General features: G+C 72.0%; 12 protein-coding genes. 4 read left to right on the forward strand and 8 right to left on the reverse strand.

Annotation, left to right across the window (positions count from 1 at the left end):
* A partial coding sequence (locus tag J7I94_RS07765) for a P1 family peptidase (protein ID WP_215166174.1) occupies positions 1-973 on the reverse strand: 973 nt, incomplete at its 3' end.
* Positions 974-1,014: 41 nt separating this feature from the next.
* On the opposite strand from J7I94_RS07765, the gene J7I94_RS07770 reads away from it, so the two are divergent.
* Positions 1,015-1,200, forward strand: coding sequence for a hypothetical protein (locus J7I94_RS07770; RefSeq protein ID WP_215166176.1), 186 nt, complete (start codon positions 1,015-1,017; stop codon positions 1,198-1,200).
* An 88-nt stretch (positions 1,201-1,288) separates the two neighbouring features.
* Here the strand turns inward: J7I94_RS07770 and mscL are convergent, their stop codons facing one another.
* The 6 genes from mscL to J7I94_RS07800 form a co-directional block, all read right to left on the reverse strand.
* Complete coding sequence (mscL, locus tag J7I94_RS07775; protein ID WP_215166178.1) at positions 1,289-1,762, reverse strand: large conductance mechanosensitive channel protein MscL; 474 nt, start codon at positions 1,760-1,762, stop codon at positions 1,289-1,291.
* Between the two features lie 126 nt (positions 1,763-1,888).
* The gene (locus J7I94_RS07780) at positions 1,889-2,455 is read right to left on the reverse strand and encodes a hypothetical protein (RefSeq protein WP_215166180.1); all 567 of its coding nucleotides are present in this window, start codon (positions 2,453-2,455) and stop codon (positions 1,889-1,891) included.
* A 308-nt stretch (positions 2,456-2,763) separates the two neighbouring features.
* Positions 2,764-3,606 (reverse strand): S-methyl-5'-thioadenosine phosphorylase, encoded by an 843-nt coding sequence (locus J7I94_RS07785; RefSeq protein WP_215166181.1) that lies wholly within the window; start codon positions 3,604-3,606, stop codon positions 2,764-2,766.
* Positions 3,607-3,685: 79 nt separating this feature from the next.
* Complete coding sequence (locus J7I94_RS39205; protein ID WP_215166182.1) at positions 3,686-3,991, reverse strand: FmdB family zinc ribbon protein; 306 nt, start codon at positions 3,989-3,991, stop codon at positions 3,686-3,688.
* A gap of 67 nt (positions 3,992-4,058) precedes the next feature.
* Complete coding sequence (locus tag J7I94_RS07795) at positions 4,059-5,381, reverse strand: MFS transporter (RefSeq protein ID WP_215166183.1); 1,323 nt, start codon at positions 5,379-5,381, stop codon at positions 4,059-4,061.
* A gap of 286 nt (positions 5,382-5,667) precedes the next feature.
* Entirely contained in the window at positions 5,668-7,200 is a 1,533-nt protein-coding gene (locus J7I94_RS07800; RefSeq protein ID WP_374198365.1) for a potassium/proton antiporter, read from the reverse strand.
* Positions 7,201-7,579: 379 nt separating this feature from the next.
* Here J7I94_RS07800 and J7I94_RS07805 point away from each other — a divergent pair, with 379 nt between their 5' ends.
* The gene (locus J7I94_RS07805) at positions 7,580-10,396 is read left to right on the forward strand and encodes a penicillin acylase family protein (protein WP_215166184.1); all 2,817 of its coding nucleotides are present in this window, start codon (positions 7,580-7,582) and stop codon (positions 10,394-10,396) included.
* Between the two features lie 65 nt (positions 10,397-10,461).
* Here J7I94_RS07805 and J7I94_RS07810 read toward each other — a convergent pair whose 3' ends face one another.
* Positions 10,462-11,163 (reverse strand): 5-formyltetrahydrofolate cyclo-ligase, encoded by a 702-nt coding sequence (locus J7I94_RS07810; RefSeq protein WP_215166185.1) that lies wholly within the window; start codon positions 11,161-11,163, stop codon positions 10,462-10,464.
* Between the two features lie 92 nt (positions 11,164-11,255).
* On the opposite strand from J7I94_RS07810, the gene galU reads away from it, so the two are divergent.
* Together galU and glp are read left to right on the forward strand one after the other, a co-directional pair.
* Entirely contained in the window at positions 11,256-12,158 is a 903-nt protein-coding gene (galU, locus tag J7I94_RS07815; protein WP_215166186.1) for a UTP--glucose-1-phosphate uridylyltransferase GalU, read from the forward strand.
* A gap of 5 nt (positions 12,159-12,163) precedes the next feature.
* On the forward strand, positions 12,164-13,498 hold the full coding sequence (gene glp, locus J7I94_RS07820) for a gephyrin-like molybdotransferase Glp (RefSeq protein WP_215166187.1): 1,335 nt from the start codon (positions 12,164-12,166) through the stop codon (positions 13,496-13,498).
* Positions 13,499-13,604: the final 106 nt, after the last annotated feature.

Genomic DNA, 13,604 nt, shown 5'->3' on the forward strand with positions numbered 1-13,604 from the left:
CCGGGTCGGCCGCGCGCACGGCCCGTACGATCGCGCGCGTCACCGTGTCCGCGCCGGCCGCCAGCAGTTCGTTCAGGGCTAGCGGCTGCCCGGCGTCCAGCGGACGCTCCCCGGTCGCCATGGCGAACACCGTGTCCCCGTCGTTGAGCAGGTGCACCGGACGTACGGCCCGGGCGATGCCGTCGTGCGCGGTGCCGGCCAGCTTCTGGGCCTGTGCCTTGGACAGGCCGGCGTCCGTGGCGACGACGGCGAGCGTGGTGTTCAGCGGTGGCAGGGTGTTCCTCTCCGCGGCCTCGGCCAGGCGCCGCCGCGCGGCTTCCCGCACCTCCGCCGCCGGATACTCCACACGTCCGTCCAGCAGTTCCCCGTACAGCACCCCCCTCTCCGGATCCAGCGCCGATCCCGCCGCGTTGGCCACCACCAGGGCCGCCACCGTGAACCCCGAGCCCACGACGGTGCTCGCCGTGCCGACCCCGCCCTTCAGCAGACCGAGTGCGGCTCCCGTACCGGCCCCCACGCACCCTTCGGCCACGGCGGCCCCCGGCGCGCTCGCGGCGGCCGCCTCCACCGCCGTTCGGCCGGTCGCCGCGTCCGGCCTGGCCCGGAAATCGCCCCCACGCCCCAAGTCGAAGACGCAGGCGGCCGGCACGACCGGCACCACGTGCGAGGGGTCCGGCCCGACGCGCACGCCCCGCCCCCGCTCCTCCAGCCAGGCCATCACGCCCGAAGCCGCGTCCAGGCCGTAGGCGCTGCCGCCGGTCAGGACGAGGGCCTCCACCTTCTGCACCACGTTGCGCGGATCGAGCGCGTCGGTCTCCTTGGTACCGGGCCCACCGCCGCGCACGTCCACCGCGGTGACCGCACCGCCCTCCGGCGCGAGCACGACCGTCGTACCCGTGAGCCACCCGCCACCGGTCCGCGTCGCGTGGCCCACCCGCACACCGGCGACGTCCGTCAATGCGTCAACTGTCATGACGCCAGTGTCGTCCAGCGCGGGCGCCGTACCCTGGATCCATGAGCACCGCCCCCGACCCCGCCCCCGAGCCTCGCGCGCCCAAGTCGGCGCTGATCTTCGACGACCCGCTGGACCAGCAGTCCTCGGACGACACCGACCGCGGGTGGGGCGATCGGCCGGCCGACGGAGACCCGGCGGGCGATCTGAAGCGCTTCCTCGACGAGAAGCCGCCGCACCACCTCTGAGCCCCGGCCCGGCCCGCGGCGACCGCCGTGCCGACAACCGCCATATCGACAACCGCCGCACCGCCGCACCGCCGCACCGGCGACCGGTCTACCGCTGGTCGTGTCCCGAGCCGCGCTGTGCGATCAGCGCGTCCCGGATCTCCTTCAGCACCTCCAGCTCGGTCACCTCGATGACCTCCTGCGTGCCCTCCTTGGCCTTGCGGCGGGCCTCCAGCCGGGCCAGGTACTTCGACATGGGCAGGACCATCAGGAAGTAGACGACGGCCGCGGTGATCACGAAGGTGAGCGTGGCGCCGAGGACGGAGCCCCACATGATCGGGATACCGCTGGTGACCGTGCCGTCGTCCGCCACCTCGCAGGGGGCCTTGAGGCACGAGCTGTAGTGCTCCAGGCTCTTGGTGCCGAATGCCCCGACAAGCGGGTTGATGACCCCCTTCACCACCGAGTTCACGATGTTGGTGAAGGCGGCGCCGATGACCACCGCAACGGCCAGGTCGATGACGTTCCCGCGCATCAGGAAGGCCTTGAAGCCCTGCCAGACACTCGGATTCTTCTCGCTCACCTCGGGCGCACTCCTCGCATGAACAGCTTGTGGAACAAAACGCTCCGCAACCTACGTCAGCGTTGGGTCGCTCTGTCCAATCGGGCCGCCTGAACGAGGGGCGTGACGCGGTCGGTGGCGCCGGACTCAGCACAGGGTCACCGCCAGCCGGGACTCGGCGCCCGCGCCGACCAGCCGGGCCGCCGTCTCGCGCGGCACCGAGAGCACCACCAGCGCCCCGCCGGCCCCACCCACCCCACCCACCCCACCGTCACCGTCAGTACCGCCCGGGTCCAGGATCTCCGGCACCTCGGCCACCCGCACACCCCGGGCGATCACCGAGGCCGCACCGCCCGCGACACCGCTCGCGGCACCACCCGCACCCCCGGGCCAGGGTCCGGACCCGACCCCGGCGCCGGTCGCCACGACGTCGACGCGGTCACCGGGCCGCAGCAGCCGCACCGTCTCCCCGTCGGCGATCCGCACCGGCGCCGACACCATCCGTGGGACGGGGCGCTGCGACGGCCGACCGGTCACCGGATGCCCCCGCGCACGCCGGCCGTCGCCCGTGTCGGCGGCCGTGTGCGGGCCCGCCGCCACCAGGGCCGCTGCGGTGACGGCCAGCCCGGCGGCCACGGCGCGCCGCCGGTGCCGCAGCAGCCGCTGCAACGGGTGGCGTCCGCCGCGCACCCGTACCGGCGCGAAGTGCGGCACCTCGCACGTGGGCGGGGCGTCCGTCCCCGGTGGACGAGGAGCGGGGGAGGAGAGAGCCGAGGGCGACGAAGAGTGCGAAGAAGCCCAAGAAGGAGAGGAAGACCAAGAAGCCCAAGAAGGAGAGGAAGAGGAGGAACGGTTGTAGGACACGGTGACCACCACCTGCGACGAGGGACCGGCTTGCGGACACCACGATGAGGCTTCGCGCCGCCGCTCGCCGCGGCCCGTGTACTACCGACGGGTTGTGGAAAACTCGCTCACCCGAAGGGGGCGTTCCGCAACCCCCCGACGTGCTCGCCGCCCCGGCGTCACGGCAGCACGATCCCCGGATCCATCCCGCCCAGGGCCCGTCCGCACGCACAGTCCCGCGCCCCGTCGGCCGGCAGCGCGGCCACCGTGTCGAACAGGACACCCCGCAGCCGGTCCACGTTGGAGGCGAACACCCGCAGCACCTCGTCGTGCGAGACGCCCTCGCCGGTCTCGGCGCCCGCGTCGAGGTCGGTGACGAGGGTCAGCGACGTGTAGCAGAGCTCCAGCTCACGGGCGAGCGCGGCCTCCGGATGACCGGTCATGCCCACCACCGACCAGCCCTGCGCCCGGTGCCACAGCGATTCGGCGCGGGTCCCGAAGCGCGGCCCCTCGACCACGACGAGGGTGCCGCCGTCCACCGGCTCCCAGTCCCGTCCGCGCGCCGCCTTCAGCGCGGCGGACCGTCCGGCGGGACAGTACGGGTCGGCCAGCGACACGTGCACCACGTTCGGCAGGGTGCCGTCGGGCAGCGGCAGCCCGTCGAAGTACGTGGAGATCCGCGACTTGGTCCGGTCGACGAACTGGTCGGGCACGAGCAGCGTCCCGGGCCCGTACTCGGGGCGCAGCCCGCCGACCGCACAGGGGCCGAGGACCTGGCGCACGCCGACCGAGCGCAGGGCCCACAGGTTGGCCCGGTAGTTGATCCGGTGCGGCGGCAGATGGTGACCGCGGCCGTGCCGGGGGAGGAAGGCGACCCGCCGGCCGGCGACCTCGCCGACGAAGAGGGAGTCGCTGGGCGCCCCGTAGGGGGTGTCCACCTGGACCTCGGTCACGTCGTCGAGGAATGAGTAGAAACCGGAGCCGCCGATCACGCCGATCTCGGCGTTCGCCTTGTTCGCCATGGACCGCACCCTAGCCCGCCCCCGCCAACGCCGAAGACCCCGCCGTCGACGACAGCAGGGTCTCGCGCGGAAAGGGTCCTCAGGCGGCGGAGCTGCTGCTGGAGGAGGTGCTCGTGCCCGATGACTTGGAGTCGGAGGACGACGAGGACGACTTCGTGTCGGAGGACGTCGACTTGGCGGACGACGCCGGGGAGCTGCTGGACGACGAGCCGCGACTGTCGTTGCGGTAGAAGCCGGAGCCCTTGAAGACGATGCCGACGGCCGAGAAGACCTTCTTCAGGCGCCCGCCGCAGGCGGGACACTCGGTGAGGGCGTCGTCGGTGAACTTCTGCACCGCCTCGAGGCCCTCGCCGCACTCGGTGCACTGGTACTGGTACGTCGGCACTGTCTTCCTCCTGGCACTCTCACTCGATGAGTGCTAACGACGGTCCATAGTGACGTATTCCTCGGCATCAGTCCACTGCGGCGGGCTCGCGGTGACCGACGCCACGTGCCACGGTCCGCCCGGACGGCCGAGCCGTCAGCCGGGACCGCAGCGCCACGAGGGTCGCCAGGGCGAGCACCGTGCCCCCCATCGGCACCATGAACCCGGCGCCTTCGCGGACCCTGTCCTCCAGTTGTCCGGCGACCGTGACGGCGGCCGCCTGGCCGAGCGCGACCGCGCCGGTCAGCCAGGTGAACGCCTCGGTGCGCGCCCCGGCCGGGACCAGGGACTCGACGAGGGTGTAGCCGGTGATCAGGGTCGGCGCGATGCACATGCCGACGAGCAGGCCGAGGCCCGCGAGGAGCGGCACGGACTGCGCGGCCCACAGGCCGGAGGCGGTCAGGGCCAGGGCGGTGTAGCCGACGAGGAGGCGCCGCTGCGGGGCCGCCTTCCAGGCGACGGCGCCGCAGACGACGCCGGAGAGCATGTTGCCCGCGGCGAAGGTGCCGTACAGGGCGCCGTTCAGGCCGGGCTCGCCGATCGACTCGGTGAACGCGGCCAGCGCGACCTGCATGCCGCCGAAGACGGAACCGATGCCCAGGAAGGCCACGGCCAGCACCCGCACCCCGGGGACGCGCAGCGCCGGAACGTGCTCCACGCGCGCGTGCCCGCCGTCCTGTCCCCCGTCCTGCCCGGCGGCGCCGTCCGTGCCGACGGGCGGCTGGGTGCGCTTCTGCGCGGCGAAGAGCAGGCCGCCCAGCAGGGTCAGCGCGGCCTCCGTGACCAGCCCCGCGGCCGGGTGCAGGGCCGTGCACAGGGCGGTGGCCAGCAGCGGGCCGACGACGAAGGTCAGCTCGTCGGTGACGGACTCGAAGGCCGCCGCGGTGGACATCAGCGGCGACCCCTTGAGCCGTACGCCCCAGCGGGCGCGGACCATGGGCCCGATCTGCGGCACCGAGGCGCCGGTGGGCACCGCCGCCGCGAACAGTGCCCACAGGGGCGCGTCCGCCAGCGCCAGCCCCGTCAGGGCCAGCCCCGACAGCACATGGACCAGGACACCGGGCACGAGGACCGCGCGCTGCCCGTGACGGTCGGCGAGCCGTCCGCTGTAGGGGGCGAACAGCGCCATGGAGACGCCGGTGACGGCCGCGGCGGCGCCCGCGGCCCCGTAGGAGCCGGTGGTGTGCTGGACGAGGAGGACGATGGAGATCGTCAGCATCGCGAAGGGCTGGCGGGCGGCGAAGCCGGGGACCAGGAAGGTCCAGGCGCCGCGGGTGCGCAGCAGTTGCCCGTATCCCGGGCGCCGCTTCGTCTCTCGCGTCGTCTTCGACTCGGTGACCGTGGGTGCCACGGCCCGTGCCTTTCTGCCGCCTGGTGGCGCGGTCCCCCGCACAAGGGCGGGTACGGGCGCCGAGAGCTGTCCTCTTGCGCGGACTGCGGTAGATACCGGAGCCGTCGAACAGGTGCAGCCCGGCCGCCATACGGTCGCGCCAGCTCTGCGTCAGGCAGAGTTGGTTCGATCAGGTGACCGTCCCATTGTATACAGCAGCCGTATAGAGCAGCCGTATAGAGCAGCCGTATAGAGCGTATACAGCAGCCGCCGCCGGACATCTCCCGGTAACGAACCCGCCCAGGCCTCACCCGGTACGTTTCTCCGCCCCGTCCGTCCCCAGCCAGCCGGCCAGCTTGCCGCCCCGGCCCACCGCGCGCAGCCGCTTCTCGGCGGCGTCCCGTACCGGATCGGTGGCGACCACCAGCAGCTCGTCCCCGAGCCGCAGCACCGTCGAGGGCAGCGGTACGAAGGAGGTGCCCTCGCGTACGACGAGGGTGACGGCGGCCCCGGCCGGCAGCCGCAGCTCGGCCACCTCCACGCCGCTCATCTTCGACCCCTCGGGGATCGCCACGGAGAGCAGGTGCCCGCGCAGCCGCTCCAGGGGCGCCGACTCGATACCGAGGTCGGCCGCCCCGGAACCGCCGCCCAGGCTGAGCTTGCGGGCCAGCCACGGCAGCGTCGGCCCCTGGACCAGGGTGTAGACGACGACCAGGACGAAGACGATGTTGAAGATCCGCCGGCTGCCGTCGACGCCCTGCACCATGGGGATGGTGGCCAGCACGATGGGCACCGCGCCGCGCAGTCCCGCCCAGGACATCAGGGTCTGCTCCTGCCACGGCACCCGGAACGGCAGCAGGCACAGCACGACGCTCAGCGGCCTGGCCACCATGGTCAGCACCAGGCCGATGACGAGGGCGGGCAGGATGTCGTCGCCCAGTTCGTGCGGGGTGACCAGCAGGCCGAGCAGGACGAACATGCCGATCTGGGCGATCCAGCCGAGCCCGTCGGCGAACCCGCGGGTGGCCGGCCAATGCGGCAGCTTGGCGTTGCCCATCACCATGGAGGCCAGGTAGACGGCGAGGAAGCCGCTGCCGTGCGCCAGGGCACCGGCCGCGTAGGCCGTGACGGCGATCGCCATCACGGCGATCGGGTAGAGGCCGGAGGCGGGCAGCGCGACGTGCCTCAGCCCCCAGGAGCCCAGCCAGCCCACCGCGAGCCCGATGGCCGCGCCGATGGCCAGCTCCAGGGCGATCTCGCCGACCAGCACGTACCAGTGCTCCATGGGACCGGCCGTGGAGAAGGCGACCACCAGGATGACCACCGGGGCGTCGTTGAAGCCCGACTCGGCCTCCAGGGTGCCCGTTATGCGGGAGGGCAGGGGGATGCGGCGCAGCACGGAGAAGACGGCCGCGGCGTCCGTCGAGGACACCACCGCCCCGATGATCAGTGCCTGCCGCCACTCCAGCCCCGTCAGGTAGTGGGCGCCCGCCGCGGTGACGCCGACGCTCACCGCGACGCCGGCCAGGGCCAGCGCGGAGGCGGCCGGCAGGGCGGGTTTCACCTCCTTCCACTTCGTGCCGAGGCCGCCCTCGGCCAGGATCACGACCAGGGCGGCGTAGCCGATGACCTGGGTCAGTTCGGCGTTGTCGAACTTGACGTCGCCGATGCCGTCCTGGCCCATGGCGATGCCGATCGCCAGGTAGACGAGCAGGCTCGGCAGCCCGCTGCGCGAGGAGATCCGGACCGCCGCGACGGCGATGAGCAGGACGAGCGAGCAGACGAGCAGGAGCTGGTTGAGGTGGTGGACAGTCAGGGGCCGTTCCTTCCGGCAGATGATGCGAACGTGACCGGCATGGGAAACATGACGGATGGTGCAAATATGACGGATAGCGCAGATGTGCCCGATGTCGCGAAGGTGACGGATGCTGCGTATGTGACGACGCGGCGGACGGGCCGACGCCTGCGAACGGGTCCATCGAAGCCAACTACTTCGTTACCTTACCTAACTCTTGACGCTTTCTTGACGCGGACCTTGGCATGATCGAACGCCCGTCCACGCCTGTTCCCGACTCCGCGTCAAGGCCGGGCGAGCCCTGCGCCTATGGTTGCTCCAGCGTTCATTCAGTAGGAAGCGCAGCAGACAGCGCAGTAGAAAAGCAGCGCAGAAGAAAGCACAGCCCGCCCCTGCCGCTCGTGTTAGGACAGCAAGGACAGCGATGCCCCCCACCAACACCGCCTCTTCGGGCCACCGGCCCGCCAAGTCCGCGAGGAAGAAGGGGCGCAGAGCCAAACTGATGGTCCTCGTGCTGGTGCTGGCCGTCATCGGTGGCCTCGCCTACGGGGCGTACTGGTCGATCAGCACCGTCCGCGCCTCGTTCCCGCAGACCAAGGGATCGATCACGCTGGACGGCCTGTCGGGGCCCGTCGACGTCAAGCGTGACTCCTACGGCATTCCGCAGATCTACGCCTCCTCCGACGCGGACCTGTTCATGGCGCAGGGCTACGTGCAGGCGCAGGACCGGTTCTACGAGATGGACGTGCGCCGGCACATGACCTCGGGGCGCCTGTCGGAGATGTTCGGCAAGGGCCAGGTCGAGAACGACGAGTTCCTGCGCACGCTGGGCTGGGACCGGGTGGCGGAGAAGGAGTACGAGGAGACGCTCTCCGACTCCACCAAGGAGTACCTCCAGGCGTACGCCAAGGGGGTCAACGCCTATCTGAAGGGCAAGGACGGCGCGGACATCTCCCTGGAGTACGCCGCGCTGGGCTTCACCAACGACTACCGTCCCGAGGAGTGGACCCCGGTCGACTCCGTCGCGTGGCTCAAGGCGATGGCCTGGGACCTGCGCGGCAACATGCAGGACGAGATCGACCGCGCCCTGATGACCAGCCGCCTGGGCCCCGAGCAGATCGCCGACCTGTACCCGGACTACCCGTACGACCGCAACAAGGCGATCGTCCAGGAGGGCCAGTACGACGAGCTGACGGGCACCTTCGCGGGCGGCGACAGCGGTACGAGCGACAGCTCGGGCACGGCGGGCACGGCGGGCACCTCCGGTACGTCCGGTACGGCCGTCTCCGACGCCACAGGCACCGCCACCGGCACCTCCGACGCCACCGGCACCTCGGTGCTGGAGAGCCAGCTCTCCGGCCTCCAGGACGTCCTGGACGACCTGCCCACCGCCGTCGGCGTGAACGGCGACGGCATCGGCTCCAACTCCTGGGTCGTCTCCGGCAAGCACACCATCACCGGCAAGCCGCTGCTGGCCAACGACCCGCACCTGTCCCCGTCGCTGCCCTCGGTCTGGTACCAGATGGGCCTGCACTGCCGCAGCGTCTCGGCCAAGTGCCAGTACGACGTCACCGGCTACACCTTCGCGGGCATGCCCGGCGTGATAATCGGACACAACCAGGAGATCGCCTGGGGCCTGACCAACTCCGGGGTCGACGCCACCGACCTCTACCTGGAGAAGATCACCGGCGACGGCTACCAGTACGACGGCAAGGTGGTCCCCTTCGAGACGCGCGAGGAGACCATCAAGGTCGCCGGCGGCACGTCCAAGAAGATCGTCGTCCGCGAGACCAACAACGGGCCCCTGCTCTCCGACCGCGACGACGAACTGGTCAAGACCGGCAAGAAGGCCACCGTCGACGCCGCCGCGCCCGACCGCGGCGACGGCTACGGCGTCGCCCTGCGCTGGACCGCGCTGGAAGCCGGCACCACCATGGACGCCGTCTTCGAGATGGACCGCGCGGGGGACTGGAGCGAGTTCCGCGCCGCGGCGGCCAAGTTCGACGTGCCCTCGCAGAACCTGGTCTACGCCGACACCGAGGGCAACATCGGCTACACCCTGCCCGGCCGGATCCCGGTCCGCGCCGACGGCCACGACGGCTCCCTGCCGGCGCCGGGCTGGGACCCCGACTACAACTGGACCGGCAAGTACGTCGAGGACGACGAGCTGCCCTACGAGTACAACCCCGACCGCGGCTACATCGTCACCGCCAACCAGGCCGTCGTCGACGAGGACGCGTACCCGTACACCCTCACCACGGACTGGGGCTACGGCACCCGCAGCCAGCGGATCACCTCCCTGATCGAGGCGAAGATCAAGGACGGCGGCAAGGTCTCCACCGACGACATGCGCCAGATGCAGCTGGACAACAGCAGCGAGATCGCCAAGCTGCTGGTGCCCACGCTGCTGAAGATCGACGTCGAGGACGAGGACGTCCGCGAGGCGCAGAAGCTCCTGGAAGGCTGGGACTACACCCAGGACGCCGACTCGGCCGCCGCCGCGTACTTCAACGCCACCTGGCGCAACATCGTCAAGCTGGCCTTCGGCAACAAGCTGCCCAAGGAGCTGCGGGTCAAGGGCCAGTGCCTGTGGGTCGACCCGGTCAACACCACCGGCCCCGCCGACGAGACGCAGAAGGTCCGCGAGTGCGGCCAGCGCGAGGCGGACCAGGCCCAGCCGGACGGCGGCGACCGCTGGTTCGAGGTGGTCCGCACGCTGATGGACGACACCGACAGCGACTGGTGGACGACGCCCGACAACGGCACCCGTGAGGGCGCCGACCACAACCGCGACGACCTGTTCAAGCGCGCCATGGTCGACGCCCGCTGGGAGCTGACCGCCAAGCTCGGCAAGGACATCGACACCTGGAGCTGGGGCCGGCTGCACCGCCTGTTCCTGAAGAACCAGACCCTGGGCACCGACGGCCCGAGCTTCCTGAAGTACGCCCTCAACCGCGGCCCCTGGGAGCTGAGCGGCGGCCAGGCCGCCGTCAACGCCACCGGCTGGAACGCGGCCGGCGGCTACGGGGTGCTCTGGGTGCCGTCCATGCGGATGGTGGTCAACCTCGACGACCTCGACAAGTCGCGGTGGATCAACCTCTCCGGCGCCTCCGGGCACGCCTTCAGCGCCCACTACACCGACCAGACCGAGAAGTGGGCCGAGGGCGAGCTGCTGCCCTGGTCGTTCTCGGAGAAGGCGGTCGACAAGAGCACGAGCGACACCCTGGTGCTCAAGCCGTAGCGACCGACGAGCACGGAAACGGCCTCCACGCGCGCGTGGAGGCCGTTTCCCGTCTTCCGGGTCGCTCAGCGGAACCGCCGTACCCCCTCCGGCGTGACCACCGCGTCCACCGGCCGGTCGTGCGGCTCCCGCGGGACCCGGGCGACGACCTCGCCGCCGTACAGCAGCACCACCAGCACCGGCCGCGCCCCTTCCCGCGCCCCTTCCCGCGCCCCTTCCCGCGCCCCTTCCCGCGCCCCTTCCCGCGCCCCTTCCCGCTCCGCTCCCGACCGTTCCAGCCGTGCCAGCACCCGGTCGTAGGAGCCGCCGCCGCGCCCCAGTCGCATGCCGCGCCCGTCGACCGCCAGGCCCGGCAGCAGCACCACGTCGGCCTCCGTCACCGCCTCCGGACCCAGCCGCCGCCCGGCGGGCTCCAGCAGCTCCATCCGCCCGCCGTGCCGCACGCGGGCGAGCGAGCCCTCCCCGGTGGACGCCCCCGTGTACGCGCCCCAGTCCAGGTCGCCGTCGGGCAGCAGCATCGGCAGCAGCACCCGCACCCCCCGCGCGCACAGCGCGTCGAGCAGCGCGCGGGTGCCCGGTTCGGCGCCCACCGAGACGTACGCCGCCACCGTGCGCGCCCGCGCCAGCTCCGGCAGCCCGAGCGCCCGCTCCGCCAACGCCCGCGCCGTCACCCGCAGCTCATCGGCCGTCAACCTGTTCCTCGCCGCGACGACTTCGCGCCGCAACGTGCGCTTGTCAGGCTCGTCATCGCGTCCGGTCCCGGTCAAGGTCGCTCCCGTACTGTTCCAATGTGCTCATATGAGCACGTTCCGTCCGCAGGTGCTGATTCCCTGCGAAGGCAGCGGATATGGTGGCGGGCATGACTCAGTCGCACCCCAGGATCAGCAAGGCTGTCATTCCAGCAGCAGGTCTGGGCACCCGGTTCCTGCCGGCCACCAAGGCCACTCCCAAGGAGATGCTGCCGGTCGTGGACAAGCCGGCGATCCAGTACGTGGTCGAGGAGGCCGTCGCCGCCGGTCTCGACGACGTCCTCATGGTGACGGGCCGCAACAAGCGCCCCCTGGAGGACCACTTCGACCGCAACTACGAGCTGGAGTCGGCCCTGCAGAAGAAGGGCGACGCCGACCGGCTGGCCAAGGTGCAGGAGTCCAGCGACCTCGCGATGATCCACTACGTCCGCCAGGGCGACCCCAAGGGCCTCGGCCACGCCGTCCTCGCCGCCGCCCCGCACGTCGGCGACGAGCCCTTCGCGGTCCTCCTCGGCGACGACCTGATCGACCCGCGCGACCCGCTGCTCCAGCGCATGATCGAGGTCCAGGGGCAGTACGGCGGCAGCGTCATCGCCCTCATGGAGGTCGCCCCCGAGCAGATCCACCTCTACGGCTGCGCCGCCGTCGACACCACCGAGGACGGCGACGTCGTCAAGGTCAGCGGCCTGGTCGAGAAGCCCGACCCGGCCGACGCCCCCTCGAACTACGCCGTCATCGGCCGCTACGTCCTCGACCCGCACGTCTTCGACATACTGCGCCGGACCGAGCCCGGCCGCGGCGGCGAGATCCAGCTCACCGACGCCCTCCAGCAGCTCGCCACCGACGAGAAGGTCGGCGGCCCCGTGCACGGCGTCGTCTTCAAGGGCCGCCGCTATGACACCGGCGACCGCGGCGACTACCTGCGTGCCATTGTCAGACTCGCATGCGAACGTGAAGACCTGGGCCCGGACTTCCGGACCTGGCTTCGCAGTTACGTAGCCGAGGAGATGTAACGACGTTGAGCAGCCCCGCGCCCCGCACCACCGGTCACCATCAGGCCGAGGACCGGCTGTGGTCGGTGGAGGACCACCTGGAGGACATCCTCGCCACGGTCCGGCCCCTGGAACCCATCGAGCTGAACCTCCTCGACGCCCAGGGCTGCGTCCTGGTCGAGGACGTCACGGTGCCGGTCTCCCTGCCACCGTTCGACAACAGCTCCATGGACGGGTACGCGGTGCGGGTCGCGGACGTCGCGGGCGCGAGCGAGGAGTTCCCGGCCTGCCTGGAGGTGGTCGGGGACGTCGCCGCGGGCGCCGCCGAGCAGCTCACCGTCGGCCCCGGCCAGGCCGCCCGCATCATGACCGGCGCCCCGCTGCCGCCCGGCGCCGGGACCGTCGTCCCCGTCGAGTGGACCGACGGCGGACTCGGCGAGGGCCCGGTCACCGGGATGCGCGCCCGCAGCGCGGCCCCCGAGGGCGCCGCGGGCCAGGTGTACGTGTACCGCCCGGCCGAGGCCCGCGCGCACGTCCGCGCGGCGGGCAGCGACGTCAGGGCCGGCGACCGCGCCCTGGCGGCCGGCACCGTCCTCGGCCCGCCCCAGCTCGGCCTGCTCGCCGCGATCGGCCGGGGCAGGGTCCGCGTCCGCCCCCGCCCCCGCGTGGTCGTCCTGTCCACCGGCAGCGAACTCGTCCAGCCCGACGAGCAGCTGACCCACGGCCAGATCTACGACTCCAACAGCTTCGCCCTCACCGCCGCCGCCCGCGACGCCGGAGCCATCGCCTACCGCGTCGGCGCCGTCGCCGACGACGCCGAGACCCTGCGTTCCACCATCGAGGACCAGCTCGTCCGCGCCGACCTCATGGTCACCACCGGCGGCGTCAGCGTCGGCGCCTACGACGTCGTCAAGGAAGCCCTCGCCCACGTCGCCGACGAGGACGAGCCGGGCAGCGGCGTGGAGTTCCGCAAGCTCGCCATGCAGCCCGGCAAACCCCAGGGCTTCGGCTCCGTCGGCCCCGACCACACCCCGCTGCTCGCCCTGCCGGGCAACCCGGTGTCGTCGTACGTCTCCTTCGAGCTGTTCGTCCGCCCCGCGATCCGCACCCTCATGGGCCTCCCGGACGTCCACCGCCCCCGCACCACGGCGACCCTCACCGCCGAGCAGGCCCTGACCTCCCCGAAGGGCCGCCGCCAGTTCCTGCGCGGCACGTGCGCCGACGGCTCGGTCACCCCGGTCGGCGGCGCCGGTTCGCACCTGGTGGCCGCGCTCGCCCACGCCGATGCGCTGATCGTCGTACCCGAGGACGTGGAGAGCGTCGAGCCCGGCACCGAGGTCGAGGTCGTCCTGCTGGGCTGAGCACGTCCGGCGGGCGGTCCTGCCCGGGTGCGGCGACCGGCAGGGGAGTACCGTGTCGCGCACAACTGGCCCCGCGCGGCGCACCGCGCCGGGCCCGGACCGGGAG

Origin of the sequence: Streptomyces sp. ISL-12, from assembly GCF_018614415.1 — a bacterium.
Taxonomy (GTDB): Bacteria; Actinomycetota; Actinomycetes; order Streptomycetales; family Streptomycetaceae; genus Streptomyces.

What these genes read in the sequence shown, in the direction of transcription:
- J7I94_RS07770 (WP_215166176.1), top strand. Translation starts at nt 1,015, where the DNA reads ATGAGCACCGCCCCCGACCCCGCCCCCGAGCCTCGCGCGCCCAAGTCG.
- J7I94_RS07785 (WP_215166181.1), bottom strand. Translation starts at nt 3,606, where the DNA reads ATGGCGAACAAGGCGAACGCCGAGATCGGCGTGATCGGCGGCTCCGGT.
- J7I94_RS07805 (WP_215166184.1), top strand. Translation starts at nt 7,580, where the DNA reads ATGCCCCCCACCAACACCGCCTCTTCGGGCCACCGGCCCGCCAAGTCC.
- galU (WP_215166186.1), top strand. Translation starts at nt 11,256, where the DNA reads ATGACTCAGTCGCACCCCAGGATCAGCAAGGCTGTCATTCCAGCAGCA.